The sequence below is a fragment of the Pseudaquabacterium rugosum genome (assembly GCF_038066575.1).
Taxonomy (GTDB): domain Bacteria; phylum Pseudomonadota; class Gammaproteobacteria; order Burkholderiales; family Burkholderiaceae_C; genus Pseudaquabacterium; species Pseudaquabacterium rugosum.
On the sequence record NZ_JBBUTF010000009.1, the window covers coordinates 232,469 to 247,589 of the forward strand.

The following is a 15,121-nucleotide window of genomic DNA, read 5'->3' on the forward strand; positions in this document are numbered from 1 at the left end:
GGGCCACGGTGAAGTCGTCTCGGGCGCCCGCCGCCGCACGCGGCCGGGTCGTGCCACGGCGTCGTGGCGGTCGGGATCAGGGCGGCGGATCGGCCTCGGGGGCAGGGGTGGCCGCGGACGCCGCCTGGGGGCGGTGGACGCTGGCGGCCGACAGCGCCGTGCCGCCCAGCTGCCGTGACACGCGCTGGGCCTCGTCGGCCGACTCCAGCACGTGGGGCGTGATGACCAGCACCAGCTCGGTCTGGCTGTCCACCTGTGCCTCGCTCTTGAACAGCTCGCCCAGCAGCGGCAGGCGGGACAGCCCGGGCACGTTGGTGCCGGTCTTGCGCTTGAGCGCCTTGATCATGCCGCCCACGGCGATCGTCAGGCCGTCACGGGCCTGCGCCACCACCTGCAGCGAGGCGGTGTTGACGGTGTCGATCGGGTACTGGATCACGCCGTCGCCGATGCTGCCGGTCGACAGCGGGATCGTCGTGCCGCCGACCACCCGCTCCGAGCTCTCCTGGTCGATGGTCAGGGTCACGCTGCGGTCGTCGTTGATGCGCGGATGGATGACCAGGGTGGTGCCGATGTCGCGCTGCTCGGTCTCGACCGTGACCACGGTGTTGGTGGCGCCGGTGGTGCCGGTGCTGGTCTGGGCCGAGGCGCCGGTGGTCAGCACCACCTCCTCGCCGATGAACAGCCGCGCCGGCTCGTTGTTGGACGACAGCAGCAGCGGCCGTGCCAGCGTCTGCACCCGGCCCTTTTCCTCCAGCAGCTGCAGCCGCAGGCGCACCCGGTTGCTGATGAGCTGGAACAGGCTGCTGTTCTGGTCGAACAGCTCGGACATGCCCAGCGCACCGATGACCTTGGGCGCGAGCAGGTTGCCGTTGGCATCGCGCACCGAGGTCGCCCCGGTCAGCGGGTTGAGGGCCTGGTTGGTGGCCGTGGTGGCCACGCCCGAGGCCGGGCTGGCGCTGAACAGGTCCATGTCGAAGGCGCGGTGGAACTCGTCGTTCAACCGCACCTCGATGATGCGCATCTCCAGCAGCACCTGACGCACCGGCAGGTCCAGCTGCGTGATCAGCTGGCGGGCCTGCTCCAGCAGCCGCTCGTCGGCGGTGCGCAGCACCAGCAGGTTGTGCTGGCGGTTGTAGGTGACGTAGAGCGGTGCGTCCTGGCCCTGCAGCGCCGCCTCCAGCTGGTTGGCATGGCCGCCGCCGGCCGCGGCCGCGAGCGCCGCCAGCTGCTGGGGTCCGGTGTCGGTGGCGCCGGCCGTCGCACTGCCGCCGGCCCCGGCGGTGCGCGAGGTGGTGCCGCCGCGGGTGTCGCGCGTGGCGCCTTCGGCGGTGGTGGTGGTGGTGCGGTTGGGGGTGCCCGCCGTGCCGGCGCTGGTCGCCGCTCCGGTCGTGCGCCTCAGTTCGGTCGTCCGCATCGCCTCGCCCAACGATTCCTCGACCGGCAGCTGCAGCCGCACACGGTTGCCGTACATCGCCCGCAGCACGTGGGCGGTCGAGATCACGTTGTGGTGGCGCAGCCGCAGCACCTCGGTGCGCTCGTCACTGAACAGGGCCAGGTCGCGCTGGTACTCCTCGGCCGTCATCACCATGTAGGACTGGCTGGCCGGGCGCCAGCGCATCCACAGGCCGGCCGTCCGGGTCACGGCGTCGAGCGCGGCCCGTCCGGTGGTGCGGGCCATGTACAGCGTCACCTCGCGGTTGGCGGCGGTGGGCGTGGCCACGATGTTGACCTGGGCCGTCTCCGAGATCAGGCGCAGCGCGGCGGACACCGAGGCCTGGCGCAGGTCCAGCGCCAGCGGGCTGTCCAGTCCGGTGGCGGCGCTGCGGGAGCCGGTGGCGTTCGGGCTGGTCGCGGGGCTGGCCGGCGGCGGTGCGGCCGGCGCGCGTGCCGCGCTGCCGCGCGTGCGGGCGGGGGCCGGCGTGCTGTCGGGCATGCCGTCGGCGTGGGCGGCCGGGGCCAGCAGGGTGCAGACCAGGGCGCAGGCCAGCGCGCAGGTCCGGGTGCGGGCCTGTGGGCGCGGGCCCGCGGGCTGCCCGCCACGGGGTGCGGTGCCGGCGTGCGCCGCGGGGTGCAGGCTGCGCGCGCTCATCGCAACCTCAGCAGGTCGGCCTCGACGCCGGTGCCCTGCAGCAGCACGCCGTGGCGATCGATGCCGCGCACCACATAGGTCCGCCCGTCGGGCAGCTCGATCTCGTCGCCCCGGCTGACGTAGCGCAGCTCGTCGCCGCGCCCGGCGCCGCCCGGCTGGGCACCGGCGCCCGGTCCCCCTGCGCGCATCGACGGCCGCAGGCTGCGGCTGAGGACAGCCCAGGGCCGGGTCCCCAGCAGCAGGCCCTGGACGCGCCAGTCGCCCGGCAGGTCGTCGCCGGAGGCGGTGGTGGTGGCGGCCGGGGCCGGGGCCGCGCCGATGCCCTGGCTCCAGCGTGCGGCGCTGCCGTTGCGCCGCGTGCGCAGCTCCGGCGTGGTCTGGAACGGATCGCGCTCGGCCTTGCGGGCGCCGGGCAGGTTCTGCTCGACCTGGCGGTAGTAGCCCTGGATGCGGTTCATGTCGGGACGGACGCTGGCGGGCAGGTCCGGGATGGCGTTGACGGGTGCGGTGCCGGGGCCGGTGGCCTGGGCGCCGGCCGCCAGCGGCAGGACGGCCAGGGCCGCGCACAGCAGGCGGGTCAGCCGCAGCGGCCGCAGGCCGGTGGCGGGGTGGATCGGGCGCTTCATCCTCCGCCTCCGGCGGACATCAGGGTCTTGAAGAAGGTGTAGTAGACGAAGCCGACCACCCCGCCGACGATCGTCAGCAGGGCCGGCTCGATCAGCGTGGTGACCAGCTTGATGCGCGCCTCCAGGCTGCGCCGGAAGTGCTGGGCCACCGAGTCCAGCACCAGCTCCAGCTGGCCCGTGCCCTCGCCGACGGCCACCATGTGGCGGAACAGCGGCGGCATCGGTCGCTGCTCCAGCGCGCGGGCCAGCGACTGGCCCGACAGCAGCCGCTGCTCGGCCTCGTCGAACATCGCCACGTAGACGTCGTTGCCGACCACGCGCCGCGCCACGCGCAGCGCCTCCAGCGCGGTGGTGCCGCTGCGCACCAGCAGGCCCAGGGTCCAGGCGGCCTGGGTCATGTTGGCATCGCGCACCAGGCCGCCGATCACCGGCAGCAGCAGCACCACGCGGTCGAGCACCCGCCGTGTGGGCGTCCACCACCAGGCCAGCAGCAGCAGGCCGAGCAGCAGGCCCATGGCCAGCGCCACCCAGGCGCCCCAGCGGGCGACGCCGTCGGCCAGATCCAGCAGGAACTGCGCCTCCGGCGGCACGCGGCGGCCGCGGCCCTCGATGAAGCTGGCGAAGCGCGGCACCACCGACACCGCCAGGAACACGAACACGCCGATGGCCATGAACAGCACGATGACCGGGTACATCATCGTGCTCAGCAGCTGGCGCTTGAGGTCGGCCTGACGCTCCAGGTCATCGGCCAGACGCTCGAACACCGTGTCCAGTTCACCCGCCCGCTCGGCGCTGGCGGTGAGCTGGATGGTGGTCACGTTGAACGGCCGGCCGCGGGCGGCCATGGCCTGCGACAGCGAGCGGCCGCCGCGCAGGGCGTCGGCCAGCTCGCCCACCAGCGCGCGGGCGGCATGCTTGACCTGCAGGCGCTGCGCGATGTCCAGCGCCTGGGCCAGCGCATGGCCGGAGCGCAGCATCAGCGACAGCTGGCGGAACAGCCCGGCCAGGTCCGGTGCGCGCACCGGCATCCAGGCGCGTGGCATCAGTCCTTCGGTCAGTGCCAGCCAGCGCTCGGCCCAGCTCAGGTCCTCGGGCAGATCGCCGGGCACCAGGCGCACCGGGCGCAGGCGCTGCGAGCGCAGCTGGTTGCGGGCCTCGCGCTCGTCATGGGCCTCCAGGGCCCCGCGCTGCTCGACGCCGTGGTCGTCCAGCGCGACATAGCTGTAGCGGCTCATGGGCTGGGCGGCGCCTCGTCGCGATGCAGGTAGGCGCGGGCTTCGGCCAGGCTGGTCAGGCCGGCCAGCACCTTGGCGCGCGCATCATCGGCCAGCGCGTACAGGCGCTGCCGCTGGCGCGCCAGGCGGCTCAGCTCGCGCTCGCCGGCGCCGCGGGCCACGGCCGCGGCCAGGTCGGCATCCAGCCACAGGCCCTCGTAGAGGCCCAGACGCCCGCGGTAGCCGGTGCCCAGGCAGTGGGGGCAGCCCACCGGCACGCGCTGGACGGCGTCGGCCGGCCAGGGGGCGTCGCCCAGCAGCGCACGCTCGGCCGCCGCCAGCGGGCGGCTGAGCGCGCAGTGTCCGCACAGGCGGCGCACCAGGCGCTGTGCGATCACGCCGGCCAGCGTGTCGGCGATCATGTAGCGCTCGCAGCCGATGTTGACCAGACGCGAGACGGCCCCGGCCGCCGAGTTGGTGTGCAGGCTCGACAGCACCAGATGGCCGGTGGCCGCGGCCTTGAGCGCGGTGTCCGCGGTGTCCGCGTCGCGCACCTCGCCGACCAGGATGATGTCGGGGTCGTGGCGCAGGAACGAGCGCAGGGCCTCGGCGAAGCCCATCTTGGCGCTGACGCCGACCTGCGAGATGCCGGCCATCTCCTGCTCGACCGGATCCTCGATGGTCAGGATGTTCAGCCGCTGGTGGTCCAGCTCGCGCAAGGCGGCGTACAGGGTGGTGGACTTGCCCGAGCCGGTGGGCCCGGTCACCAGCACGATGCCGTGCGGGCGCGCCAGCCGCTCACGCAGCGGTTCCAGCACGTCGGGCGGCATGCCCAGCTGGTCCAGGCCCAGCACGCTGCCGCCCTGGCTGGTGCTGCCCAGCAGGCGCAGCGTCAGGCGCTCGCCGTGGCGGGTGGGCATCGAGGCCACGCGCACGTCCACCGCATCCCCGTCCCACTGCGCGATGGCGAACTTCATGCCGCCGTCCTGCGGCGCGCGGGATTCGGAGATGTCCATGCCCGCCAGCACCTTGATGCGCGAGACCAGCGCCTCGCCCAGCGTGCGGGCCAGCGGCAGGCCCCAGGGCTGCAGCACGCCGTCGACGCGCAGGCGCAGTGCATGGCCCGGCTCGCCGGCCTCGACGTGGATGTCGGTGGCGCGCCGCAGCAGGCTGTCCTTCATCAGGCGGTCCAGCAGCTGGGTGGCGTCCTCCTCGGCGGCGCGCGGGCTGCCGGTGGACTGGGCCGGGCGGCCGGTCTCGCGCTGCAGCAGGGCCGACAGCGCGTCCGGCTCGGCCAGGCCGCTGCGCAGCTCGATGCCCAGCAGGCGCTGCACCGTCTGCGGGCCGATGCGGTCGTCCGGATCGCTGACCGCCAGCCAGCCCTGGCCCTGGGCATCGCGCACCGGCACCATCGCGTGCTTCTGCAGCAGCACGGCCGGCAGCCGGCGCAGCAGCGCCTCGTCGGCCTGCAGGCCGGCGAGATCCAGCCACGGCAGCGCGCGCTGCTGGGCCAGCGCCTGCCAGAAGGCCGCCGGCGGCAGGCGCAGCTCGCGGGCCAGGGATTCCAGCAGGCTGATGCGCTGGGCACGGGCCAGCGGGCGCAGGCGCGAGACGGTTGCCGGGTCCGTCAGCCCGGCCTGCAGTGCTGCGCTCAGCAGCATGCTCTCATGCACCGGCATGGCGACCCCGCTCGCCCGGTGCGGCGGCCACCGCTGCGGGCGTCGATTCGGGCCGCTGCAGCAGCCGGGTCAGCAGCAGCAGGTCCTGGGCATGGCGCTGCGCGTCTTCCGGGCTCAGCCGGCGCTGACGCACGGCCTGTGCCAGCGAATGGTCGACCGTCTGCATGCCCTGGGCGGTGCCGCTCTCGATCATCGAGTAGATCTGCTTGCTGCGGCCGGTGGCGATCAGGTTGGAGACGGCGTTGTTGACCATCAGGATCTCGGCCAGCGCGGTGCGGCCCTGGCCGTCGCTGCGCAGCACGAGCCGCTGCGAGATCACGGCGCGCAGGCAGCGTGCGAGGCGATAACGCACGGTCTCCTGCTCCTCGCCCGGAAAGCCGCCGACCACCCGCTCGACGGTGCCGACGGTGTCGGCCGTGTGCAGCGTGCCCAGCACCAGATGCCCGGTCTCGGCGGCGGTCAGCGCCGCGCGCATGGTGTCGAGGTCGCGCATCTCGCCGATCAGGATCACGTCCGGGTCCTGCCGCAGCGCGGCGCGGACCGCGCTGGCGAAGTCCGGAAAGTCCTGGTGCAGCGAGCGGTGCGTGATGTGGGCACGGATGGGCTCGTGCACGAACTCCACCGGATCCTCGATGGTCAGGATGTGGCGGGCGTGCTGGTGGTTGATCTCGTGCACGAGCGCCGCCAGCGTGGTGCTCTTGCCCGATCCGGTGGCACCGGTCACCAGCACCAGGCCGTCCTGCACGTCGGCCAGATGGCCGAGCATGGGCGGCAGACCCAACTCCTGGAATGAACGGAATCGGCTGTCGAGATGGCGGGCCACCAGGGCCGGCCGGCCGCGTGCGCGCAGCAGGTTCAGGCGGAAGCGTTCGGCACCGACGGTGTGGCCGAGGTCCAGACCGCCCTCGCGCGTGAGCTCGTCGCTGCGGCCCTCGTGCCGGGCCAGGCGCTCGTGCAGCGCGTTCAGGGCCTCGCTGCTCCAGAGCGTGTGGTCGAGCGAGGTCAGCTCGCCGTTGATCCGGGCCAGCGGCGGCTGGCCCACGGCCAGGTGCAGGTCGGAGCCGCGGACCTGCAGCAGCGCCATCAGCTGCTGGTCCAGGCGGTCGAGCGCGGCGGATGCCGCCGATGCGTCGTCGGCAGCGGTGGCGGTGGCGGCAGGAGGGGGCGTGGCGGTCGGTGTCATCACAGGTTCAGGTCCAGGGTCACGTCCAGCCACTGCAGGCGCGGCCGGGCTTGGCCCTCGGCATCGGTCTTCACCTCCACCGAGATCCACAGCGGGGCCGAGGCATGGGGCAGGTCCTTGAGGCCGTCGAGGAACTGCATCAGGCCGCGGTAGGACGCGCGGGCCTGCAGCCGTAGCAGCGGGCGTTGGTAGGGGCTCTGGCGCGCCAGTTGCTGCAGGCGCTCGCGGCTGGGGGCCTGCTGGCGTTCCTCGGGCCGCAGGCCCTTCTGCTCCAGCAGCACCAGGTCCATGTCGCTGCCGTCGCACAGTCGGGTCAGGGCGTCGACCAGCTCGCGTGAGGGGCCGACCTCGTTGAGCGATGCGAAGCGTGGCTCCAGATCCAGCAGGCGCGCGCGCTGGTCCTGCAACTCGGCCTGCAGGCCCTGGATCTCGATGCGCAGTGCGGCCGGTGAGCGTCCGGTCCAGCGCGGGGTCTGCTGGCGCACGGGCTGGCGGGCCTGTGCCGCGCGTCCGCTCATGCGCGAGAGCGTCTGCTCGGCCGCCGTGCGGGCGGGCAGCGTCAGCAGGCCGTGGCACAGCAGGGCGGTGGCCAGGGCCAGCACGCCGATCACGACCGGAATGCGGCGCCGGTCGGCCTCGGACAAGGCCTGCCAACGGGCCCGCAGGGGATGGAGAGGCGATGCGCGGGTCATCGGGAAGCGGCCGGCGCACTGCGCGCTGCGGACAAGGGGGGGACCGGGGTCGAGGCCGAGTGGCTCCCCGCGCTGGCGCTGACCTCGGCGGGCTCGGCCAGCTCGGCGGCTTCGGGCACCAGCCAGTAGCGGATGCGGTAGCCCTGCGTGCCCAGGCGGCCGGGGCCGGCCTGCATCTCGCCCTGGGCGACGGCCAGGCCCAGCGGCGCCACCGCCTCGGCCACCCGCGCGGCATAGGACTGCAGGCGTGCGGCGTCCGGCGACCAGGCCCTCACTTCGATGCCCAGGCGGGCGTCCGTGTCCTGGCTCTCGACCACGGCGTCGAGCACCACGCGGTCATCGATGGCCGAGGCCAGGGCCCGCATCAGCTCCGGCAGCATCGCCCGCCGCTGCTCGACCAGGGCCATGCCGGCGGCACGTCCCATCACACCGGCGAGCTCGGCGCGCAGGTGCATGGCCTCGGCGTCGAGCTGCTGGGCCTCGCTGCTGAGCTGCTGTTCGCTCTGCGAGCCCTGGGCGCGGCGTTGCAGGCTCTCTTCGAGCTGGCGGGCCTCGCGGCGCATGGACAGGATGCCGGCCCATTGCACGCCCTGCCACAGCAGCAGCGCCGCCAGCAGGGCGCCGCAGATCAGCCAGGGCCGCCAGGCCGGCCGTTGCCAGACCGGCAGCTGGGGATCGCGCAGCGGCACGGCCAGCGGCCGGCGCCGGGCCGGCGCCTGTGGCAGCGCCTGCATCAACGCCCGGGCGCGGGCGAGGGCGGCCTGCCGCGGATCGGCGGCGATCACCCGCACCGGCGTGCGCGTGAGCCGTTGCAGCAGGGGCACCAGCTCGGCGTGGCGCACCTGCGGATCGGCCACCACCAGCAGGATCTCGGCCACCTGCTCGACCTGCCATTCCGCCAGCAGCCCGGCCAGCAGGCCCGCATCCAGCGGCAGATCGTGGCGCGGCTCGCTGCGCACGGCGGCCACGGTGCCGTCGACCAGGCGCTGGGCCAGCGCCTGCTCCGGCCACAGCTCCAGCACCAGCGTCGTGCCGGTCAGCGTGCCTTCGGACAGCGCGGCCAGGCCCAGCCGCGGCCACAGGCCGCGCAGGGCCAGGCCTTGTCCGCGTGCCGCCGTGCGCCAGCGCTGGCGCAGGGCCTGCGACATCGCCACCACCTGCCAGTGCGGGGCCCGCTGGCCCTGCGGGCTGCGCAGCAGCGCCCCGCGCCAGCCGCAGGCCAGATCGCTGTCGAGCACGTGCAGGGTCTGCTGGGCCTGCAGCGCCTCGTCGAGCGCGCTGCGGCTCAATCCGCCGTGCACCAGGGCCAGCTCGCCGAAACGCAGCGGATCGCCGCGCTCGTCGAGCCCGCCCTGGGCCATCGCCTGCACCACGGCCGCGCGCTGCGGCACGCCCAGGCTGGCGCGCGCGCTGAGCACCTCGCCGATGGTCCACAGCGCGTTGTGTGCGGCCAGTGCGGGCTCGATCTCATAACGCGCCATCTCATGCATCTGCAGAGGCGGGCGCGGGCGCAGCGGATCGGCCGGCAGGTCGACGCTGGCCTGCACCACGCCGCCGCTGCACACCAGCAGGCCGGTGGGGCGCGGCTGGCCGTCCGTGCGCAGGCGCGGCAGGATCTCCGCCAGCAGGGACTCGGGCTCGCAGTCGCTCAGCGTCAGGGTCCACACCGGTGCGGCGTCCACCGCCTGCAGCCGGGCCGGGGCGGCCCGCCACAGGCTGGCCAGGCAGCCGGCGGGCCCCAGGTCCAGCACCAGCAGATGGGGCGCGGGTCGCAGGCGGGCCAGCGCCGTCTGCAGGCCGCTGCGCAGGGCCTTCAGTCCGGGCGTCAGCCGGGTGGCGGTGTCCCGCACGGCGGCGGGCGGGCGCTGGCGCGGCTCGGTCGGGCTCATCGCAGCACCAGCTCCAGGTGCGGCCGGGCTGCGCCGCTGAACAGGCGCACCACCGCGCTGATGCGGTGGCCGTTGATCTCCAGCGGCTGGTCGTTGCCGTCCTGCGCGCTGGCATCCGGGCTGACGACGGCCAGCGCCAGGTGCTCGCCGACGGGCACGCGCGTGGACAGGCTGCCGCCGCTGTGGCCGCCGGCCGGCAGGGCGTAGCTGTGGCTGGCACCGGCGGCCAGCGGCGTGTCGTCGAGCTGCGTGGTCAGGCGCTTCCAGCGGCCACCGCCCTCGCGGTTCTCCCACACCAGCAGCGAGACGCCGATGAACTCGCCCGGCCCCGGCCGCGTGACGCCGCTGGCATTGGTCAGGCGCACGCTCCAGCCGGCCATGTCGGTGCTCCAGTCGTCGGCCTGCACGCTGCGGTCGAGGTCGAGCGTGGCGTCGGACGCCGCACCGCCGGCGGCGTTGTCGGCACCCAGGCTGGTCAGGCGCCAGGGCTGGCTCTCGGTGGCCGGCAGGTTCAGGCGCCAGCCGTGGTTGAGGGCGTCATCGCCGTCGATGGACACATTGCCCCAGCCGTCGCGCAGCCGGCCCGCGTCGAGATCGGCGCTCAGCAGCCGGCGCAGGCCCTTGGGCAGGGACTCCTCGGCCCGGGTCAGGGTCAGCTCGTCGCCGCTGCCGTTGTCCAGACCGCTGCCGGCATCCGGGCTGGGATCGAAGACGGCCGCGCGCGGCCGGTGGCAGGCCAGCCGTCCGGCCGCCACCTGGGGCTGCGTGCCGCTGCATTCGGCCTCGTCGACCAGCGCCTCGCGCTCGATGAGCTCGCGCAGCGCCACCGGCAGGCGGCCGTTGTCGACGACGAAGCCCGACAGGCGGACCTCGCCGGCCCAGCGGGCTCCGGTCTCGCCGATGACGGCGCTGATGATCTGGTCCAGGCGTTGCCGGGTGCGCTGCTCGCGCAACCGTGCGTCGCTGTCGCCGAGCACCAGCAGACCCGCCGCGGCGGTGGCCGAGATCAGCGAGACGACCAGCACCATCTCCAGCAGGGTGTAGCCCGGCCGCGGCCCGGTCGCCCGCGCCGCGAGAGGGGTGCCGTGGTGGCGACGCGGCCTCATGGCGCCGGTCCGAAGCTGGTGATCACCAGGGCCGGGCCCTTGGCGTAGTTGTAGACGTGGAAGGCGAAGAACTGGCGGCGGTCGCCGGGGCGCAGATCGCTGGCCAGGCGCTTGGCCGCGCCCTCTTCGATATAGGCGACCAGGGTCTGGCCCTCCTGCGGGCCGTAGCGCAGGCGCACGGCCTGGCGCACGACCGGCGGCGCGCTCACGCGCATCAGCTTCAGGGCGGTGTCCAGGTACTCGGCCTTCTGCGGCCGCGGGCCGGCATCGAAGGTGGCCACGAAGCTCACGCCCGAGGGCTGCAGGATGATGCGACCCGGGCTGCGCAGGCCGGGCACCCAGGCGGCCAGATCCACCTTGCGGTAGGCGTCGGCGGCCGGGGCGGGTGTGCCCTGTGCGCTGCCGGCCGGCACGATGAGCGTGGCCGCCGCCGGCTGGGCGCGGGCCGGGGCCTGGCTCAGGGGCGCCAGCAGGGCGGCGCAGGCCAGGGCGGTCACGGCGCGGCGCGTCTTCAGGACGGCAGGGAGGTTCCGGCGGAGCAGGGGCATGGCGGTGTCGGGTGTCGGGTGTCGGTCTCAGTCCAGGCACATCACCTGGTCGTCCAGGCCGGCCGGATCGGCGGTGTAGGGTTCGCAGGCGCGGGCGGAGTCGGCGTCGTGCAGGCCGCCGAACGCGCCGTCGGGGCCCATCGACACCAGGCGGACACGGCCGCTGGCCACGCCGAAGTACAGCAGCGGCCGCGGCGAGGCCTCGAAGGTGTGGCGTGACGGGTCGAAGCCCGGCGCGGTGCTGGCATGCACCCGCCACTGCCAGGCGCAGTCGTCGCTCGCCTCCGGGCAGCGGCTGCCATCGGCCTGCACGGCGGGCAGCCAGCGGCCGACGCCCAGCGCCTGCAGATCGCGTTGCAGCGGGGCGTTGCGGCCGGTGCCGCCGCCATCGGGCTGCAGGTCGTTGCCGGCCTGCAGCCAGCCCAGCTGGTCGGCGCGCAGATAGGGGCCGCGCCAGCCGCGTGCGGTCGTGGCATCCCAGTCCTGCAGGCGGCCCAGCGGGTGGTTGGCGCACAGCAGCGGGCGTGCCATCAGCATCCAGAGGTTGGCCGGATGCCGGGCCCAGTCGGCGCGCCAGGTCTCGATGTCGCTCACCCCGGCGGGCACGACGATGGACGGCAGCGTCGAGCGCAGCCACAGGCCTGCGCCGGTGGGGTCCGAACAGGTGATCTCGTGATCCGTCACCACGGTTTCGATGTTGTGCGCCGCGGTCAGCGCCAGCGGGCCCTGGCCTGGCCAGTAGCCCATGTCGGTGTGGAAGCGCCTCAGGGCCTGGGCGACGTAGCGCATCTGCGCCTGGCCCAGACGGGTCAGCTCCGCATCGCGCACGCCGCTGTAGAAGGTCCAGCCCAGGCCGCTGAGGGCGGCCAGGATCGAGACCACCAGCAGCAGCTCCATCAGCGTCATGCCGCGCGGACGTGGAGGTCCGCGCCTGCGGATGAAGGTGTGCACTGCGGGGCTCCGGTGATCCTGGCCAGGGCCCGGCCGGCCATCGCGGGGATGGCCGGCCGGGCCGATCGGATCAGCTCAAGGCGTGATCAGATGGTCGGACGCGTGCCGTCCCACTCACCCAGTTCCTCGTCCTTGGTGTCGCCGGCGCCGTCGATGATGGCCTGCAGGCGGACTTCGGACTTGCCGGTGTCCACGTTCAGCAGCGCGACGAAGCGGTTGTACTCCGTGGCCTCGACGTGGCGGTAGACCGGCACCGTGGTCATGGCGCCGCGCTTTTCCGGGTTGAACAGGTCCAGGCTCGGGCCGATGCCCAGGGCCACCAGGGTCTGGGTGGCCGGCAGGCCCGGGGCGTTCACGCGCTCGGCATTGCCTGCCGTACCCGTGTCCCAGGCCAGCAGCGCGTTGCCCGAGGCGATGGTGGCGGCCATACCGCAGCCGTTCGCGTCTTCACTGCGGTACACCGTGCCGGCCGTCACGTCGTTGCCCTTGTCCTCGATCAGCTTCTGGATCGCCCGATCCGCCGCGGCACAGCGGCCGCCCTGGGCGGCTTCGCTGATGACCCGCACGCTCGAGACACCGAAGTCGGCCAGCAGGGTCTGCTGGGTGGCGGTCAGCACCACCTGGGTCAGCGAGCCGCTCAGGCCGCTGTTGACGAGGGTCGAGGCGGCGGCGGTGGCGTCCAGGGCGCCGGCGGCCTCGGCCGTCAGCGAATCCCAGTTGTTCGGGAACTTGCCGTTGTTGAGCACCTGGTAGGTCGAGATGCCCTTGACCAGCTCATCCATCATCGCCACGTGGGCGGCCGCGGCGGCCTGGCGGTCGGTGTCGCGCAGGAGGATGGTGGCGGTACCGGCGATGGCCGAGATGATGGCCACGACGACCAGCAGCTCCAGCAGCGTGAAGCCGCCTTGCTTGCGCTTGAGGCCGCGCAGGCGCTTGCGGGCCCACGGCTGGGCCACGAGCGTGGGATCGATCGCGTCGACGACCTGCGCACGCTGGCTGCGGGTCATGGCGAGAAGCTTCTTGATCATGTCGATTGGTCCTGGACCATGCGGACACGGGCCTTCCAAGGCGGCCTGCGTCACGCGCGACCGAATGCGCTCGTCCCGAGGCGCCATGCGGCCGTTCTCATCGATGGGTGTGACGTGCCGGGCGCTCCCCGGTCACGTGGTCCGCCCGCGGCGATGGCGCGGGGCGGCAGGCAGCACCGTCCGAACGTGTGCTGCGTTCAGGTCTTCCCGCCGTGGCGGCAGGACCCTGGTGCGGATCAGGAGCGGCGGTGGCCCGGCTCCCGACGGTCGGCGAAATCGATCGGCAGGCTGCTGGTGCGTCGCTCGGTGGCGCGACGGCGGTCGCCGGCCTGCTGCTCGATCACCCGGAAACGGCTGTGGCGTGCGCCGACGGGGGCATCCTGCGCATCGACGACGAAGCGGTGTTGCTTGCCGCAGTGCAGGATGACCTCCTTCTGCCCTTTGCGCAGCAGCCGGATGTCGACGCGGATTTCTCCGTAGCCATCATGTGAGAACAGGTCTTCGTACAGCTGCACGAGCCTGTTCAGGACTTCTTGATTTCCCATGCTTTCCCTCTTGAACGCATGTTATCAAGAATGATTCGCATTAAGAAGAAAGACCCCGGGCCAGTCTGAAAGCATTTGTATCCGGTGCGGAACTTGGCGTTCATGCCTCCGTCGCGGCGGTCTCCGCCTGCCGCGCATAACGCTGCGCCAGCACGGCGCAGACCATCAGCTGCAGCTGGTGGAAGACCATGATGGGCAGCACCAGCAGGCCCACCGGCTGGCCGGCGAACAGGATCTGGGCCATCGGCACGCCGCTGGCCAGGGTCTTCTTCGAGCCGCAGAAGACGATGGCGATCTCGTCGGCGCGGGCGAAGCCCAGGCGCCGGCTGCCCCAGACCAGCAGACCCATCACGAGGGCCAGCAGCACCGCGCTCCAGGCCAGCAGGATGGCCAGCACGCCCCAGCCCAGCTGCTGGTAGAGGCCCTGCACCATGGCCTCGCTGAAGGCGCCATAGACGACGGCCAGGATGATGCCCTGGTCCAGCGGCTTGAGGATGGCCGCATGGCGCCGCACCCAGCCGCCCAGCCAGGGCTGGGCGATCTGGCCGGCGACGAAGGGCGCCAGCAGCAGGCTGACGATGCCCTGCACCGACGACCAGGACAGGCCCTGGCCCTGGCCGGTGGCGCCCAGTCCCAGGCCGCTGACGAGCGCGGCCATCAGCAGCGGCGTCAGCACGATGCCGGCGACGTTGGAGATCGAGGCGCTGCACACCGCCGCGGCCACGTTGCCGCGCGCCAGCGAGGTGAAGGCGATCGACGACTGCACCGTCGAGGGCAGGGCGCAGACGAAGAGCACGCCGATCATCAGCGTCGGCCCGATCCAGGGCTGCAGCAGCGGCCACATGGCCAGGCCCAGCAGCGGGAACACGCCGTAGGTGGTGGCCAGCACGCTCAGGTGCAGCCGCCAGTGCAGCAGGCCCTCGACCACCGCCTGGCGCGACAGCTTGGCGCCGTGCAGGAAGAACAGCCAGGCCACGCCGAGGTTGGTGGCCGTGTGCAGCCATTCGGCCGGTGCGCCGCGGATCGGCAGCAGCAGGGCCAGGATGACGCAGCCGGTGAGCGTCAGCACGAAGTTGTCGGGCAGGTAGGCGGGGCGGGTCATGGCGGGCGCGGGTTCCGGACGATCCGTCGATTGGAGCAGACCGCACCGCCTTCACCGCCTGCAGCGGCGGGCGGACAGCCCTGACCGGGATGCAGGCAATCGGGCCGGCTGCGCCCCGCCGCACCGCGGCCGCCTCAGAACGTGTGAACGAAATGCGCCCCTGAACCGTTGAGGATTGCATGGACGCTACGACGGTTGGAGACGAGGGTGAGCAGACCCAACAAGGTCTGTTCGGTGAAGGGGAGTTGCCTGCGGGAGCGGGGATGACCGAGCCTGCGCGGGCAGGCGGTGCAGCGCGGGTCATGTCGCCACAGCGCAACCAAGTGGAGCTTCGCCCGGTCGATCTGGATTCGTTGCTGGCGCATGACCATGCCGCGCGTACCGTATGGGCGTTCGTTCAGGCGCTGGACCTGGCGCCGCTGTACGCGCGCATCAAGTCGGTGGCTGGTCGCGGCGGTGCGCCGGCCAT

Annotated in this window: 13 protein-coding genes and 1 pseudogene; 1 reads left to right on the forward strand and 13 read right to left on the reverse strand. The window is 73.3% G+C overall.

What is annotated here, in order from left to right; all coding sequences use genetic code 11:
* Nucleotides 1-76: 76 nt before the first annotated feature.
* The 13 genes from AACH11_RS12285 to AACH11_RS12345 form a co-directional block, all read right to left on the reverse strand.
* Nucleotides 77-2,089: a type II secretion system protein GspD gene (locus AACH11_RS12285; RefSeq protein ID WP_341374522.1), complete on the reverse strand. Its 2,013-nt coding sequence runs from the start codon at nt 2,087-2,089 to the stop codon at nt 77-79.
* Nucleotides 2,086-2,715 carry a hypothetical protein gene (locus tag AACH11_RS12290; RefSeq protein ID WP_341374523.1) on the reverse strand — a complete coding sequence of 210 codons (630 nt, stop codon included), beginning with the start codon at nt 2,713-2,715 and terminating at the stop codon, nt 2,086-2,088. The genes AACH11_RS12285 and AACH11_RS12290 overlap by 4 nt, the downstream gene beginning before the upstream one ends.
* Nucleotides 2,712-3,950, reverse strand: coding sequence for a type II secretion system F family protein (locus AACH11_RS12295; protein ID WP_341374524.1), 1,239 nt, complete (start codon nt 3,948-3,950; stop codon nt 2,712-2,714). Before AACH11_RS12295 ends, AACH11_RS12290 begins: the two co-directional genes overlap by 4 nt.
* Nucleotides 3,947-5,590, reverse strand: a complete 1,644-nt coding sequence (locus tag AACH11_RS12300) for a GspE/PulE family protein (protein ID WP_341374525.1) — start codon at nt 5,588-5,590, stop codon at nt 3,947-3,949. Before AACH11_RS12300 ends, AACH11_RS12295 begins: the two co-directional genes overlap by 4 nt.
* 4 nt (nt 5,591-5,594) lie before the next feature.
* Nucleotides 5,595-6,791, reverse strand: coding sequence for a type IV pilus twitching motility protein PilT (locus tag AACH11_RS12305; RefSeq protein WP_341374526.1), 1,197 nt, complete (start codon nt 6,789-6,791; stop codon nt 5,595-5,597).
* The gene (locus tag AACH11_RS12310) at nt 6,791-7,483 is read right to left on the reverse strand and encodes a hypothetical protein (protein ID WP_341374527.1); all 693 of its coding nucleotides are present in this window, start codon (nt 7,481-7,483) and stop codon (nt 6,791-6,793) included. The genes AACH11_RS12305 and AACH11_RS12310 overlap by 1 nt, the downstream gene beginning before the upstream one ends.
* The gene (locus AACH11_RS12315) at nt 7,480-9,372 is read right to left on the reverse strand and encodes a hypothetical protein (protein WP_341374528.1); all 1,893 of its coding nucleotides are present in this window, start codon (nt 9,370-9,372) and stop codon (nt 7,480-7,482) included. Before AACH11_RS12315 ends, AACH11_RS12310 begins: the two co-directional genes overlap by 4 nt.
* Complete coding sequence (locus AACH11_RS12320; protein WP_341374529.1) at nt 9,369-10,478, reverse strand: type II secretion system protein; 1,110 nt, start codon at nt 10,476-10,478, stop codon at nt 9,369-9,371. Before AACH11_RS12320 ends, AACH11_RS12315 begins: the two co-directional genes overlap by 4 nt.
* Entirely contained in the window at nt 10,475-11,026 is a 552-nt protein-coding gene (locus tag AACH11_RS12325) for a hypothetical protein (protein ID WP_341374530.1), read from the reverse strand. Before AACH11_RS12325 ends, AACH11_RS12320 begins: the two co-directional genes overlap by 4 nt.
* 27 nt (nt 11,027-11,053) lie before the next feature.
* Nucleotides 11,054-11,977 carry a type II secretion system protein gene (locus AACH11_RS12330; RefSeq protein WP_423228734.1) on the reverse strand — a complete coding sequence of 308 codons (924 nt, stop codon included), beginning with the start codon at nt 11,975-11,977 and terminating at the stop codon, nt 11,054-11,056.
* Nucleotides 11,978-12,063: 86 nt separating this feature from the next.
* Complete coding sequence (locus tag AACH11_RS12335) at nt 12,064-13,005, reverse strand: type II secretion system protein (RefSeq protein WP_341374532.1); 942 nt, start codon at nt 13,003-13,005, stop codon at nt 12,064-12,066.
* 236 nt (nt 13,006-13,241) lie between these two features.
* Nucleotides 13,242-13,550: a hypothetical protein gene (locus tag AACH11_RS12340; protein ID WP_341374533.1), complete on the reverse strand. Its 309-nt coding sequence runs from the start codon at nt 13,548-13,550 to the stop codon at nt 13,242-13,244.
* Between the two features lie 100 nt (nt 13,551-13,650).
* On the reverse strand, nt 13,651-14,652 hold the full coding sequence (locus AACH11_RS12345) for a bile acid:sodium symporter family protein (protein WP_341374534.1): 1,002 nt from the start codon (nt 14,650-14,652) through the stop codon (nt 13,651-13,653).
* Nucleotides 14,653-14,915: 263 nt separating this feature from the next.
* On the opposite strand from AACH11_RS12345, the pseudogene AACH11_RS12350 reads away from it, so the two are divergent.
* Nucleotides 14,916-15,121: pseudogene (locus AACH11_RS12350) on the forward strand (IS5/IS1182 family transposase); the annotation flags it as partial.